The sequence below is a fragment of the Carbonatibacter coralli genome (assembly GCF_039592655.1).
GTDB lineage: Bacteria > Pseudomonadota > Alphaproteobacteria > Kiloniellales > Kiloniellaceae > Carbonatibacter > Carbonatibacter coralli.
On sequence record NZ_JBBUTJ010000008.1, the window covers coordinates 33,357 to 48,019 of the forward strand.

Sequence of the window (14,663 nt, forward strand, 5' to 3'; positions counted from 1 at the left end):
AAAAAGCGCAGAACACTCTTTCGGGTTCTGCGCTTTTTCCGGTTCCGGAATCAGGAAGGGGTGACAGGTTTATCTGCCACCCCTTCCTTGATGCAAACTGGCTGTTCCTGCTCTGACCCGTTCAACCCTGTGGTGGAACGGGAAGGCAGGTGATGTTTTCTGCACGCAGGGACTGGCAGGCTTCGCGGGCATAGCTTTCATTCATACCGACGATGCGCGCGCGATAGATGCGCTTGTTTTGCTGAGCATAGGGCTCCACATTCGTGGAGGCAAAGCTGGCACGCTCACCGAGGCTTTCCAGAGCCGTTTTGGCAATGGATTGTGCCTTTTCAAAGTCATTGAAGGCGCCAACCTGAATGCCCCACTGACCTGTTGGTGCCTTTGGCAGAACGGCAGCTGTGCCGAGATTTGCCGTTTGAATGGCTGTGTCGGCAATGGCACTGGCCGGACGCGGTGTTGGCGTTACCGGTGCTGTGACGACAGCAATCTGTGTCGTTTCAGACTGGCGTACCGGGTTGCGCTTTGGAAGGGGGGGCTTTGCGGCGGCGCTGCGAATTTCCGGCAGGCGCTTGAAGCTTTTTGTCAGGATTTCCTTCATGTGGCGGTCACGAGACTTGCCGGTGCGTCCGCCAAAGACGACACCGATCAGGCGGCGGCCATTGCGCTCTACAGAGGCTACGAGATTAAACCCTGAAGCACGTGTGTAGCCGGTTTTGATCCCGTCCGTGCCCTTGTAGCTGCTCAGCAGCTTGTTGTGGTTTTTGTATTTGCGCTTGTTGTAGGTAAAACGCGTTGTCGAGAAATAGCTGTAGTACTGCGGGAAGTCGCGCATCAGGGCCTTGCCCAGCTTGGACATGTCTCGCGCTGTGCTGAGCTGTCCGCGGTTGGGAAGACCGGAGGCATTTTTAAACGTTGTGCGCTTCATGCCCAGTTGACGGGCGCGCTTGGTCATCATCTGGGCAAACTTGATTTCAGTACCGCCCAGAGCTTCGGCCATCACAACAGCTGCATCGTTGGCAGACTTTGTAACAAGAGCAAGAATGACGTCTTCAGCCTTGATGGTCTGGCCTCTGCGCAGACCGAGCTTTGAAGGCGCCATGCCCTCGGCCCTGCGTGAGACTTTCAGTCTCTGGTTCAGTTTGAGCTTGCCGTTTTCAATGGCTTCAAAAGCCATATAGAGGGTCATCATCTTGGTCAGGGATGCAGGGTAATTGCGCGTGTCTGCATTTCTGCTGAACAGGACATCGCCTGTATCAGCATCAACGACAATCGCTGCATACTTGGCTTGCGCTGATGAAAGTGGCCCAACGGCAAAAAGAGTTGCCAGAAGTGCCAGCGCTGAAAAAAGCCTCAAATGGTGACGCATAATGCCCCCGAACAATCAAAAACCTGTTTTCTTCAACTGCGACAGCAGCCTTGGACAGATCAAGGAATGAAAAACCCTTCATGCCAAGGTCTTAGTGACGAAAATCGACAATCAGACTACGGCAGGACAAGAGTTCTGTCCAGTTTGGTTAACTATTGCAGGTAAATTCTTTAAAAAACGTTTACTTCCATTAACAAAAACACGGAAACGCCCAGAATCACACGATTTTTTTGACAGGAGACTGTGACGTCTTTGTGGCATGCCCTCTGTTGATCGCAGTTCTGCGGCCTCTGGTGTCGGCGAAGAACTGTGTGATTTGCCACTGAAAAGGCAGAAATGCGGCCGAAAAGGAAGGAATTGCCTGAAAAAAGTCACCTTTGTGCAGGACCTTCGAAACAGGAAAAAATCTTGAGGGTATGAAAAGGGGGCTTTGGATGCAGAGAAACCGTAAACAGGCAGGTGACCGGTTCGGATCGGCCTTGTTCAGAGGAACTGCAATGGCTGTTCTGGCCGGAGCAGTGGCTGCATGCAGTTACGAGGGAGGAACAGATGACGGTTCGGTTGCGGGGCTGTTTCAGAGGAAAGTGAGCTGGTTTTCCTATCTTGAAGGCGAGGACATCCGGAACAGATGTGATGCAGGTCATCTGGAATACCGTTTTGTCTATAATGGACAGTACAATGAACAGGTCAGATCCTACGAGATCGTCGGAACCGTGGGACAGACAGCTCAAATGACCAGTCGTGTCAGGGGAAATGGCGGCTATGGTCTGTCACTGGATCTGTCCAATCCGCTTGAGCCCTACCAGTGGGAGCAGCAGGATGCAGATCTGTCCCTTACAGAACTGGTTCAACTGAATGACGCCCTGTCCCGCGACAATGCAGGTCAGGTGAGCACAGAGGGCAACTATCTTGTTTCCGATGATTTTTACTGGGTCTCGGCTCTTTGCTATGACGGCGCCTTTGTTGTGAACGCCTGGCCCCGGCAGGACAGTCGCTTTGAAGGACTGAAGTTTGCCGAATTCCTGAAAGAACGTGATTCACTGGAACCGGAGTTCCGTGAGGCAAGGGATATCGGGTCGGAAACCTTTCGCAGGAGCAGGGAGGAACGCAGCGAGAGACACAGCCACTTTTCCCTGAAGGTCGGGGAAGACGGTCTTTACTAGCACCGGATAAAAACAAAAAGGGCAGGATCAAATCCTGCCCTTTTTGTTTGCTCCTGAAGTGCTGTGATGGAGCCTACTTCTCGCAGGCTTCGACATCAATTTCGCGCTGGACGCGGTTCACTTCGCTGGTAATTTCAAAGAGCAGCTGTGTCATCCGGTCGTGCATGATTTGCAGGCGTTTGAGCTTGCTTTGCAGGTCTGCTGTTTCGGGAATGTTGAAGTTGCGCGGCTTGTCTGTCTCGTCACCGTCGAGAAGCCACATCAGATTGACCCCGAGGATACCTGCCATTGCAGTGATTTTGTTGGCAGCCGGTGACGACTTGTCCTTTTCCCAGTTTGCAACAGTGCTGGGTTTTACGCTCATTCGGCGAGCCAGTTGTGAAGCTGTCAGGTTTCTGGCTTCTCTGGCGGCAAGAATACGTTCGCCGAGTGTAGTGGCTGTCATAAAAAGCTCCTTGGTTGTTTTATTTTGATTTTAAGCCCTGTGAGAAATACAGGAAGGATAAACACAATAATTTTTTGGCAAGTGATGCCGTTTGACCCCTCCCAAAGGTACACACTTGAAAGCAATTTTCAAGTTTTTTCAGATTAAAAATTTGTTGTGTTTTTTTTAGGGTAAAACTATTGCTTATTAAAGATGTTCTATTATTTGTTTTCTCGATTTTTTATTGCTCTGTTTTTGATCGTTGCAGGTGATGTCTTGAAGCCTGTGGCGGCCATTTATATAATAGGGGAGACTTTTTCAGGAGAGGCTCTTGAAAAATCGTGTTTTGTAGAGCAAATGGCGCTATAAACAGCTTACTTTCTCAATATGACAGTGAACGAGTTTGCGATTAATGACCGATCATCCTCATGATGATGGACCAGGAACGTCTGATGGCCTGCTGACAAAAGCCAAGCCGAAAACGAAGCGTCCTTCCATGTACAAGGTGTTGTTGCTGAACGATGATTATACTCCAATGGAGTTTGTGGTCATGGTTCTGGAGCAGTTCTTTGGCAAATCCAGAGATGAAGCCACCAACATCATGCTGGAGGTGCATCACAAGGGTGTCGGTATTTGCGGCGTCTACAGTTTTGATGTGGCGGAAACCAAAGCCATGCAGGTTGTTGAACAGGCGCGTCAGAACCAGCATCCCCTCCAGTGCACAATCGAAAAGGAATAACGGCTTTTCGATTGGTCAGGAGTCTGTAACAGCCCATCAAGTTCCCGGCACTTTTTTTTGATGGTCTGTGAACAGGCTGACAGGGTTTTCTGTCCGGGGCGGGGATGAAAATAAGCGGTTGATTTGCTTTTTAAAACTCTCGTTGCTTCACGTTTTGCGGAAAATACAAATCAGCAGCTCTGCTGTAAGTCTGGCAAATTGAATTTCAAGACTTGTTTCTCTGTTAACTATTCCCAGCTTAATATTATGGAACGACCGAACGCTCTTTCTCTGTGAAATGGTTGCGCTGAATTGCTCAGGCAGGTCATCTGAACAGAGTATTTTGAACGTAAGGTTCAAGAACAAGGGCTCCCTATTTGGAGATTGCGAAAGCATCGGTAACAATGCTTTTGTAAAGACAGTTAGAGAGCTAGATCGAACCCGGCAGTGAAAGGGGTAATATTATGGCTATGTTGTCAAATAATCTGGAGCAATCTCTCCATCGCGCTCTGGCTCATGCCAACGAGCGTCGCCATGAATATGCCACTCTTGAGCATCTGTTGCTCGCTTTGACAGAAGATCCTGACGCCCTTGCAGTGATGAGAGCCTGTGGTGTGTCTGTCGAGGCTCTGCAGGAAGATCTGGGTGATTATCTTGAAAATGAACTGAGCAACCTGACAACGGTGTATCTTGGTGAAGCCAAGCCAACCGCCGGTTTTCAGAGAGTGTTGCAGCGCGCTGCCCTTCATGTCCAGTCTTCCGGTCGGGAGGAGGTAACCGGTGCCAATGTGCTGGTTGCCATGTTCTCTGAACGGGAAAGCCATGCGATCTACTTCCTGCAGGAGCAGGAGATGAGCAGGCTGGATGCGGTCAACTACATCAGTCATGGCATCGCCAAGGTGCACGGCATGGAAGAAACCCGCATTGTGCGCGGCGCGGATGAAGAAAGCGAAAATGACGAGAGCACAGGCCCGGCCTCGAAAGGCGGAGAAGCCCTCGCCAGCTATTGCGTCAACCTGAACCAGAAGGCTGCGGAAGGTCGTATTGACCCGCTGATTGGTCGCCAGAAGGAACTGGACCGGACTGTTCAGGTTCTGTGTCGCAGGACGAAGAACAACCCGCTCTACGTGGGTGATCCGGGCGTGGGCAAGACAGCCATTGCCGAAGGTCTGGCCAAAAGAATCGTTGATGGGGAGGTCCCCGCTGTTCTGCTGAACACGACGATCTACTCTCTGGATATGGGGTCTCTTCTGGCCGGGACGCGTTATCGCGGTGATTTCGAGGAGCGCCTGAAGCAGGTCGTGAAGGAAATCGAGAAGGAGGAGGGCGCCGTTCTCTTCATTGATGAAATTCACACGGTTATTGGTGCCGGTGCGACTTCGGGCGGCTCCATGGATGCCTCCAACCTTTTGAAGCCGGCTCTCCAGAACGGAACGCTCAGCTGTATCGGTTCAACAACCTACAAGGAATACCGGAACCACTTCGAAAAGGATCGCGCCCTGGTGCGTCGTTTCCAGAAGATTGATGTGGCCGAACCAAGCATTGAGGATGCCATTCAGATCCTGCGCGGACTGAAACCCTATTATGAAGAGCACCACAAGGTGAAGTTTTCCAATGAGGCCCTGCGCACGGCTGTGGAGCTGTCAGCGCGCTATATTGGCGAGCGGAAGCTTCCGGACAAGGCCATTGATGTGATCGACGAGGTCGGTGCGTCCCAGATGCTGCTGCCGGAAGACAAGCGCAAGAAGACCCTGGGGGTCAAGGATGTCGAGGAAGTGGTCGCAAAGATTGCGCGCATCCCGCCGAAATCCGTGTCCAAAGATGACAAGTCCATGCTCAAAAATCTCGAGCGGGATCTGAAGACCATGGTCTATGGGCAGGATGGTGCCATTACAGCCCTTGCTTCGGCGATCAAGCTTGCCCGTGCAGGCCTGAGGACACCGGACAAGCCAATCGGCAGCTATCTCTTCTCGGGACCGACCGGTGTGGGCAAGACAGAGGTCGCACGACAGCTGGCGCATTCCCTGGGTGTTGAACTGACACGCTTTGATATGTCCGAGTATATGGAACGCCATGCCGTTTCCCGTCTGATCGGTGCGCCTCCGGGCTATGTCGGTTTTGATCAGGGTGGCCTGTTGACCGATGCTGTCGACAAGTCTCCGCATTGTGTGTTGCTGCTGGACGAGATCGAGAAGGCCCATCCGGATATCTTCAACATTCTGTTGCAGGTCATGGACAATGGTCGCCTGACGGACAACAACGGCAAGACGGTGGATTTCCGCAATGTGATCCTGATCATGACCAGCAATGCCGGTGCTTCTGACATGGCCAAGCCTGCAATGGGTTTTGGCAGTGGTATCCGCGAAGGTGACGACGAGGAAGCGATCAACAAGATCTTCACACCGGAGTTCAGAAACCGTCTGGATGCGATCGTACCGTTTGCAAACCTGACGCAGAAGGTCATGGGCAAGGTTGTCGAGAAGTTCGTTCTGGAGCTGGAAAACCAACTGGAAGATCGCAATGTGACAATCGAACTGACGACCAAGGCTCGCAACTGGCTTGCTGCGGAAGGTTACGATCCGCTCTATGGTGCACGTCCGCTGGCGCGGGTGATCCAGAACGAGATCAAGAAGCCGCTGGCCGAGGAACTCCTGTTTGGCGAATTGACCCGGGGCGGCAAGGTGATCGTCGATGTTGCCGGAGGGAAGCTGTCCTTTTCCTTCCCCAAAGGCGAAGCGGGCAGAAAAACCAAAAAATCCACAGAGCCTGCCTAGAGCATCAGTCAGCTGTCCTGAAAAACCGAAAGGCCCGCTTCAAAAGCGGGCCTTTTTTACGGGATATCCCTTTTGAAAGGGGAGAGTTCCAAAAGCGCGTCGATCTCGGCTTTGATGGCCCGGTTTTCGTCCCTGAGAGAAAACTCGACAGCTCTGCGCAGGCCCGGGTCGGCAATGGCGTGAAGACTGTAGGTTTCTGTGGGCAGGTATCCGCGCTGGAGCTTGTGATCGCCCTGTGCGCCCGCTTCAACAGTTGAAAGCCCTTTTTCAATGGCATGGTCAATGGCCTGATAGTAACACAGCTCGAAATGCAGATGGGACAGCTCTGTTTTGCAGCCCCAGTAGCGCCCGTAAAGTGTTGTCTGACCTTCCAGATTGAGGGCTGCAGCCACCAGTTCATCCTGTTGCCAGGCCGTGGACAGCAGAACCCTGTCGCCCATCAACTGGCCCAGCTTTTCAAAGAAGTCCGGTGTCAGGTAGGCGTAGGCAAACTTCTTGTCCACGGTTGAAAGATAGAAGCTGTAGAACCGTGCCCAGATTTCAGGCGTGATTTCGCTGCCTCTGAGCCATCTGATGTCTGAACAGGATGCCTGTGCAGCTTTTCTCTCCTTTCTGATGGCCTTGCGTTTTCTGGACGACAGGTCGTTCAGAAAGTCTCCAAAATCCGAATAGTCCCTGTTCTGCCAGTGGTATTGCAGTCCCGTTCTTTGCATGATGCCGGGCTGGGCCAGATCCTTCCATTCCTGAACGGTGGGGAAGGTGATGTGCAGCGAGGAAGCCTTTTGCTCCTGCATGATCTGCAGCATGCCGTTCAGCAGGGTTTGCTGGAGTGTCTTGCGGTTTTGTTCCTGATAAATTTCGGGAACCAGAAGGCGCGGACCTGTTGCCGGTGTAAAGGGGACGGCACACTGGAGCTTGGGGTAATAGGGACGTCCGGCCTGTTCCATGGCCCGCGCCCAGCCCCAGTCAAAAACGTATTCGCCGTAGGAATGGCTTTTCAGATAGAGCGGCGTTGCAGCCAGCGGCCTGCCATCTTCTGTTTCCAGAAAGAGATGACAGGGTTGCCAGCCCCGTTCTGCAGTGACAGAGCCGCTGCTTTCCAGGGCAGAGAGAAACCCGTGAGAGACAAAGGGATTGTCCTGCCCTGCGCAGAAATCCCACCTGGAGGCCTCTATCTTGCCGATGTCGGTAAAGAGGTTCATCACAATGGGCAGATTTTTGAGATCCATATCATCTGGTGATGGCGACATTTTTCTCTTTGATCTCTGGAACGTGGGGGCAAGGGTGGATTACAGGAAGATGGTGTTTTGAACCCGTGGTTCAAGTCTCTGAAAGCAATGGTTTTATTGTGCTGGAAACCTTTGGGGGGATAAACAGGAAATCCATTGGAACACAAAAATATGAAGACTGTCTTTTCCCTGAAATCGGGGAGCTCATCAATTTTGGTGCTTGACGCTGAGTGGAGAATCAGCGTTAAGCTTTTTTCATGAGCAAGAAACACATTTCAGAAATTATCGCCCGTCGTCTGGATCGTCGTGCAACAGGATGCGACCTCGTCGCCTGAATCCAGTCTGCCCTGATAAAGGGTAAGTGACTGATTTCCCTCACCTGTTTTCTGGAATATGATATGACTGCTTCTTCTGCGTTGCGTCTGGCCATTGATATTGGCGGGACCTTCACCGATACCGTACTGGTGGAAGGTGAAGAGACCATCCTTGCTTCGACAAAAACTCTGACAACTCACCAAAATCCTGCGGACGGTGCCATGGAAGGCGCGGTGCGGGTGATGCAACAGTCCGGACGATCACTGGATCAGGTGACCGGCTTTATCCACGGCACCACGCTGGCAACCAATGCTCTGATTGAGCGTCGCGGGGCACGGGTTGCGACGGTCACGACAGAAGGGTTTCGGGACATCCTCGAGATCGCCTATGAACGCCGTTACTCACAGTACGATATCAATCTGGAAAAGCCGGACTATCTGGTGCCCAGAGAGCGGTGTTTCACCATTCGCGAGCGTATGTCTGCTGAAGGAACTGTGCTGATCGGAATGGACGAAAGCGCCATTGACAGGCTGGTTGATGAACTCGATCAAAGCGAGGCAGAGGCGGTGGCGATCTGTCTGATCCATTCCTACGCCAACCCGGATCACGAGCGGCGTCTGCGCGATGAACTGGCAAGGCGTCGCCCGCAACTGACCCTGTCCATTTCCTCCGACGTCAGCCCGGAAGCGCGGGAGTTTGACAGGCTCTGTACCACTGTTGCCAATGCCTATATCCAGCCCCTGATGGAGAGTTATCTGGCGCGGTTTCGCAAGACGTTTTCCGGCGAAGGGGTGTCCTGTCCGATCCTGATGATGACGGCAGGTGGCGGGATGTGCACGATTGAAACAGCGGCGCGTTTCCCGATCCGTCTGGTCGAATCAGGACCTGCCGGAGGTGCCATTCTGGCGGCCCGCATTGCTGCGCGTGCCGGTCTCGATGAAGTGCTGTCCTTTGATGTCGGGGGGACAACAGCCAAGCTGTGCCTGATCGACAATGCGCGTCCCCAGACGTCCAGACAGTTTGAAATTGCAAGGGCTGCCCGTTTTATCAAGGGATCGGGGATGCCTGTTCGCATCCCGGTGATCGAGATGATTGAAATTGGTGCCGGTGGTGGTTCCATTGCCGGTGTGGATCGTCTTGGTCGCCTGACTGTTGGCCCCAAATCGGCCGGATCCGAACCCGGACCGGTTGCCTTCGGGCGCGGGGGCACGGAGCCGACCGTGACAGACAGTGATATAACCCTGGGTTATATTGTGCCCGATACCTTTGCCGAGGGGCATATCGACATTGATACCGCGGCTTCAAAAGAGGCGCTGGAGCGTGTGATTGGAAGCAGGCTTGAGACCGATGCTGTCGGTGCAGCAGACGGTGTCAGCAGGATTGTGGATGAAAGCATGGCCAGTGCCGGGCGCATGCACGCGGTTGAGTCCGGTAAGGATCTGGGGCCGCGCACCATGATTGCTTTTGGCGGGAACGGCCCTCTCCATGCCAGCCGGGTGGCGCGCTCGGCCGGAGTGTCCAGAATCGTCATACCACCCAATCCGGGCGTTGGCTCTGCAGTGGGTTTTCTGTTTGCACCTGTGAGTTTCGAGATTGTGCGCTCACGCTATACCCTGCTGGAAACAATGGACCTGAAGGCCATCAACGATCTCTTTAAGGAGATGATCGCTGAAGCTAGGGATGTCGTTGCCCAGGGGGCAGGGACATCGGAAACCGGAACCGGACGCACGGCTTTCATGCGCTACAACGGGCAGGGGCACGAGATTGAAATATCCCTGCCGGATCGCCCTTTGGGCAGGGAAGATATTGCGCCGCTGACAGCAGCCTTCGAGGAGGAATACCGCAAACAGTTTTCCCGCCCTGTACCGGGAATGGAAATTGAAATCCTGAACTGGGCTGTGCGTGTTGCCACGCTTGAAGGCGAAGTGCCTTCGGCTCCGGATCTGCCGGAACTGAAAACCATTACGCCTGCCGAAACACGGCCTGTGATCTGTGATCTGGAGGGAACTCAAAAGGCTGCGGCTTTTGTATCCCGGGCGTCTCTTCTGCCGGGAGATCATATTCCCGGTCCGGCCCTGATCACGGAACCTCAGACGACAACGCTGGTTTCCAGTGATTTTTCTGCCCATGTGGATGCTATCGGCAATCTGGTTCTTGTTCGCGACCAGAAAGGAGAACTGTGATGACTGAACTTTCTGCTGCACGCCTGCAAGTGATGTGGAACCGTCTTCTGGCGGTTGTCGAGGAACAGGGACAGACGCTTATTCGCGCGGCCTTCAGCCCGATTGTCCGGGAATGCGGGGATATCTCGGCAGGTATCTTTGACTATGAAGGACGGATGCTGGCACAGGCTGTTACAGGAACGCCCGGGCATATCAACACCATGGCTGAAGCCGTGCTGCATCTGAGAGAGGCCTTTCCTGTCCAGACCATGAAGCCGGGCGATATCTATATGACCAATGATCCCTGGCTCGCATCGGGGCATCTGAACGACTTCCTGCTGATGATGCCGGTTTTCAAGGCAGGCAGGGTTGTCGGCTTTACGTCCTGTACCTCGCACCTTGTTGATCTGGGAGGCCTGGGCATGGGACCGGAAGGCTCCGATATCTATGATGAAGGACTTCTGATTCCACCGTGCAGGCTGGTCGAGGCCGGGACCCCCAATGCGCTTTTGCTGGATATTATCCGGGCCAATTCCCGTGAACCTGTTGCGAATGAAGGGGATATCTATGCCCTGATTGCCTGTTGTGAAGCGGGCAGCAAAAGGCTTGTGGATATGATGGCGGAGTTTGGTCTGGATGATCTTGATGCGCTGGGCGCGTACATCATTGAGACCTCCAGACGAGGAACGATCGAGGCCATCGCAGAGGTTCCGGAGGGTGTTTACAGAAACGTCCTGAAAATGGATGGCTATGAAAACGAGCTTGAACTGCACGCCACCCTGACGGTTGGCAAGGACAGTATGCATGTCGATTTTTCCGGAACATCCGGCTGTTCAAACAAGGGCATCAATGTGCCCCTGAACTATGCGACAGCCTACACCGTGTTTGCCCTGCGCTGTATTGTCGGCTCCGATATTCCGAACAATGCCGGCTCTCTGGCGCCCTTCACCGTTGATGGTCCGAAGGGCTGCATTCTGAATGCACAGCGTCCGGTTCCTGTTGCCATGCGTCATACGCTGGGACAGGTGACGCCGGATCTGGTGCTGGGCTGCCTGCATCAGGCCCTGCCGGATGATGTGCCTGCCGAAGGCGCGTCCTGTATGTTTGACCTTCCCATGCGCCATGCTCCGGAAGTGGCCAGGGATGGCGGGCGCGAGTTCGCAATCGAGCCTGTTCACAACGGGGGGACAGGCGCGCGGCCTCATGCCGACGGTTTGTCCGCGACTGCCTATCCTTCGGGGGTTTTCGGATCACAGATAGAAATCACGGAAGCTGTTGCACCAGTGGTGATGTGGAAGCGGGAACTCAGACCTGATTCCGGCGGTGCCGGTCAATATCGCGGAGGTCTGGGACAGCGGATCGAAATGACCTCTTCGAACGGTGCACCCTTTATTGTTTTCCTCTCTGTTGAGCGTCTGAAATTTCCTGCGCTGGGCCGCGCTGGCGGTTTGCCGGGTGCTCCGGGCCGCATTCGTTTCAGGGAGGGAGCGGAGGATATCCCCGGAAAGGGTGAACTGAGAGTGGAGAAGGATGACTACCTGATTTTTGAAACGCCGGGAGGCGGAGGATTTGGTCGACCGGAAGAGCGTGCAGCAGATGCTCTGGCGCTGGATATGAAGCGCGGTCTGGTCACGACAGAGGGAGCAAGGCTTTATCAAAAGGGAGGAAGCAAATGATTGAATCCATCCCTTCCGTGAAGGCTATGGCTGCCTATGCTCTTGCCGATCTGGGTGATGTGGAAACGGTTTCCCTCGCTCAGAATGAGAGTGCCTTTCCTGCCAGTCCGGCAGCGCTTGCAGCAGGGCGGGCAGCAATGGAGCAGGCGCATCTTTACCCGGATCCGGACTGGTCGGACCTCCGGACAGCCATAGCAGAAAGACACGGGCTGTCTGCCGGGCAGATTCTCTGCGGAGCAGGTTCCATGGAACTGATTGGCTGTCTGGTGCGGGCTTATGCCGGACCGGGCCGACAGGTGCTCGGGACCGAGTTTGGCTATGCCTATGTGGCGTCTGCTGCGGCTCAGGCACAGGCAGAGTACCTGAAAGCCCCGGAGCTTGGTCTGACCGTGTCCGTCGACAGAATACTGGACTGCGTGACAGAAAAGACCTCCATTGTCTTTGTCTGCAATCCGGGCAATCCGACAGGAACCCTCCTGCCCAACAGTGAGATCATTCGACTGCGTGAAAAGTTGCCCGGTGATGTCCTGCTGGTGGTTGACCAGGCCTATGCAGAATTTGCAGATGCACAGCATGATCCGTCAGAAATCTTTGCGCTGGTGGAGCAGGGAAACACCGTTGTGACCCGGACCTTTTCGAAGGCTTATGCCCTGGCGGGTGCGCGCGTCGGGTGGGGATGTTTTCCCCTGCCTGTTGCCCGCGAGGTCAGGAAGCTGCTGAACCCGAACAATGTTTCCGTTGCCTCACAGGCCATGGCCGCGGCTGCCATGCGCGATGGGGACTATACGGAGCAGATTGTCAGGCAAAGTTCTGCTCTTCGGGACCGCTTTGCCGTGCAGTGTCGCGAACTGGGACTGGAGGTTCCCGAAAGCCATACAAACTTTGTCCTGATCAGGTTCCCGGACGAAGCCCTTGCAAAGGCTGCCGATAGTGCTCTGCGTCAGGAGAAGCTTCTGATGCGGGGGATGGGGGGCTATGGCCTTTCGGATTGTCTGCGGGCCACGGTCTGCCGGGAGGAGATCATGGAGCAGTGTGTTCGTATCCTTCGGGAGGTTCTGTCATGAAAGCTGAAACCAGACGGGCGGCCAAAATCGGGGTTCTGGTGCCCTTTACGAACACCAACCTCGAAGCAGACATGATGGTGATGCGTGCGCCGGATACAACGGTGCACTTTCAGCGACTGGGCGGGTATGATGTCGACGAGATTCCCGGTTCGGACCAGATGGCCGGGCTGGGGGCATCGGACATCGATTATGACCTGCGGATGATTTCCGGCGTGAGACCCGATGTTGTCCTCTATGGCTGTACCTCTGCCACCCTGACGCACGGACCGTCTTTTGACAGTGATCTGGCTGAAAAGATCAGGACGCGATGCGGAGCGCTCTGTTTTACAGCGGCCTCTTCCCTGATTTCTGCAATGCAGGCGCTGGAGGTCACAAGGATCGGCTTTTCGTCGCCCTATCTGGGGGAGATCAACGAGCAGGCCATGGGATTTTTCCGGCTGAACGGGATTGAAACCCTCAAGTGCCACGATGTCGGCAGGGAGCTTGGCAACTACGGTCAGGGTGAGCTGAGCCCGGATGAAGTTTTTGAACTGGGGCTGGGTGCTGATCACCCGGATGCCCAGGCCATTGTCCTGAGCTGTACGGACATGCGATCAGTCGAGGCTGTTGAAAGGCTTGAGGCCGCTTTGAACAAACCTGTCATTACCTCCAATCAGGCCATGATGTTCAGCCTTGTGAAGGCGTTGAAGCTTCCCCGGCACGAAAACCTTCCGGGGCGTTTGTTTGATTTGCTCTGAAGGCAAAGAAAAAGCGGGTGAGAAAGGAGATATCCTTTCCTGCCCGCTTTTGAGTTGAGGCTGCTCAATAGCCCCGGGAAGGGTTTACGATGTTGCTCAGGGCCTCTCCCTTGCGATAACGCAGAAGATTGTCGGAAAACATGGCGACGGACTTCAGATCCCACCCTCTGTAAACCGAGGAACAGTGTGGTGTGATGATCACGTTTTCGCAGCGCCAGAGCCTGTGACTTTCCGGCAGGGGCTCCGTTGCAAAGACGTCCAGTGCAGCACCGCGAATTCTGTTGGTGTCCAAGGCCTTGAGCAGGGCGTTTTCCTCAATGACACCCCCGCGGGAAACATCGATGATGACAGCTGTGTCTTTCATCGCTTCAAAGGCCACGCTGTCGACGAGATTCCTGGTGCTGTCCAGAAGTGGAACACAGACCACGATGAAATCGGCGCGTTTCCAGAGTTCCGGAAGTGTTTCTATGCCGTGAACCTCGTCAACATGGGGAACCGGCGCCGGACGGGCCCTGACGCCGAGGGTTTGCATGTCCATGGCCTTGCAGCGTCTGGCAACAGCTTCGCCTGTCTTGCCCATACCGATGATCAGGACGGTCTTGCCGTCAATGGGCTCAACTTCGCCTGCCAGCCATTCCTGACGTTTTTGCGCCTGCTGGAAAAGTGGAAAGTTCAGAGAAAAATGCAGCATGGAACCCAGGGCATACTGGGCCATCATGTCCGCAGCGACACCTGCGGCGTTGGTGATGGTGAGCTGCCCTGGATCCCAGGGGTTGAGGTGATCCGTCCCGGACCCTCCGACAGAGACCCATTTTACCGTTGCGCTGTCCCGGATGAGCTGCCCCGGATAGGTCGGCGTTCCATGGGTTCGAACCGAATAGACAACTTCGGCATCGGTTGTTTCTATCAGGCGGGAGAGTTCTTCGTAGTTTCTGCAAAGATGAGGCGACAGGTCAGGGTGCTGCTGTTGCAGGATGTCCCTTGCAGCATCGGGATTGTCGCAGTGCAGAATAACGGTGGGGGATTTCATAAAGG

At 54.4% G+C, this 14,663-nt stretch carries 11 protein-coding genes; 7 read left to right on the plus strand and 4 right to left on the minus strand.

All coding sequences use genetic code 11. The features are described 5' to 3' along the window. Positions 1 to 121 precede the first annotated feature (121 nt). The gene (locus AAAH10_RS14775) at positions 122 to 1,366 is read right to left on the minus strand and encodes a serine hydrolase (RefSeq protein WP_343564946.1); all 1,245 of its coding nucleotides are present in this window, start codon (positions 1,364 to 1,366) and stop codon (positions 122 to 124) included. A 434-nt stretch (positions 1,367 to 1,800) separates the two neighbouring features. On the opposite strand from AAAH10_RS14775, the gene AAAH10_RS14780 reads away from it, so the two are divergent. Further along, positions 1,801 to 2,529 carry a hypothetical protein gene (locus AAAH10_RS14780; RefSeq protein ID WP_343564948.1) on the plus strand — a complete coding sequence of 243 codons (729 nt, stop codon included), beginning with the start codon at positions 1,801 to 1,803 and terminating at the stop codon, positions 2,527 to 2,529. 73 nt (positions 2,530 to 2,602) lie between these two features. Here the strand turns inward: AAAH10_RS14780 and AAAH10_RS14785 are convergent, their stop codons facing one another. Next, a complete protein-coding gene (locus AAAH10_RS14785; RefSeq protein WP_343564950.1) occupies positions 2,603 to 2,974 on the minus strand; it encodes a helix-turn-helix domain-containing protein in 372 nt (123 codons plus the stop codon). Between the two features lie 391 nt (positions 2,975 to 3,365). Between AAAH10_RS14785 and clpS the strand changes: the two genes are divergently transcribed. After that, positions 3,366 to 3,692 carry an ATP-dependent Clp protease adapter ClpS gene (gene clpS, locus AAAH10_RS14790; RefSeq protein WP_343564952.1) on the plus strand — a complete coding sequence of 109 codons (327 nt, stop codon included), beginning with the start codon at positions 3,366 to 3,368 and terminating at the stop codon, positions 3,690 to 3,692. A gap of 449 nt (positions 3,693 to 4,141) precedes the next feature. Next, positions 4,142 to 6,445: an ATP-dependent Clp protease ATP-binding subunit ClpA gene (clpA, locus tag AAAH10_RS14795; RefSeq protein ID WP_343565054.1), complete on the plus strand. Its 2,304-nt coding sequence runs from the start codon at positions 4,142 to 4,144 to the stop codon at positions 6,443 to 6,445. A 56-nt stretch (positions 6,446 to 6,501) separates the two neighbouring features. On the opposite strand, the gene AAAH10_RS14800 is transcribed toward clpA, so the two are convergent. Beyond that, on the minus strand, positions 6,502 to 7,695 hold the full coding sequence (locus tag AAAH10_RS14800) for a GNAT family N-acetyltransferase (protein ID WP_442490279.1): 1,194 nt from the start codon (positions 7,693 to 7,695) through the stop codon (positions 6,502 to 6,504). Between the two features lie 377 nt (positions 7,696 to 8,072). Here AAAH10_RS14800 and AAAH10_RS14805 point away from each other — a divergent pair, with 377 nt between their 5' ends. The 4 genes from AAAH10_RS14805 to AAAH10_RS14820 are packed head-to-tail and all read left to right on the plus strand — an operon-like array spanning position 8,073 to position 13,628. Continuing rightward, the gene (locus AAAH10_RS14805; protein WP_343564954.1) at positions 8,073 to 10,172 is read left to right on the plus strand and encodes a hydantoinase/oxoprolinase family protein; all 2,100 of its coding nucleotides are present in this window, start codon (positions 8,073 to 8,075) and stop codon (positions 10,170 to 10,172) included. Next, entirely contained in the window at positions 10,172 to 11,827 is a 1,656-nt protein-coding gene (locus AAAH10_RS14810; protein WP_343564956.1) for a hydantoinase B/oxoprolinase family protein, read from the plus strand. Before AAAH10_RS14805 ends, AAAH10_RS14810 begins: the two co-directional genes overlap by 1 nt. Further along, a complete protein-coding gene (locus AAAH10_RS14815) occupies positions 11,824 to 12,891 on the plus strand; it encodes a pyridoxal phosphate-dependent aminotransferase (RefSeq protein WP_343564958.1) in 1,068 nt (355 codons plus the stop codon). Before AAAH10_RS14810 ends, AAAH10_RS14815 begins: the two co-directional genes overlap by 4 nt. Further along, the gene (locus AAAH10_RS14820) at positions 12,888 to 13,628 is read left to right on the plus strand and encodes a maleate cis-trans isomerase family protein (RefSeq protein ID WP_343564960.1); all 741 of its coding nucleotides are present in this window, start codon (positions 12,888 to 12,890) and stop codon (positions 13,626 to 13,628) included. The genes AAAH10_RS14815 and AAAH10_RS14820 overlap by 4 nt, the downstream gene beginning before the upstream one ends. 64 nt (positions 13,629 to 13,692) lie before the next feature. Here the strand turns inward: AAAH10_RS14820 and AAAH10_RS14825 are convergent, their stop codons facing one another. Next, positions 13,693 to 14,658 (minus strand): D-2-hydroxyacid dehydrogenase, encoded by a 966-nt coding sequence (locus AAAH10_RS14825; protein WP_343564962.1) that lies wholly within the window; start codon positions 14,656 to 14,658, stop codon positions 13,693 to 13,695. Positions 14,659 to 14,663 lie beyond the last annotated feature (5 nt).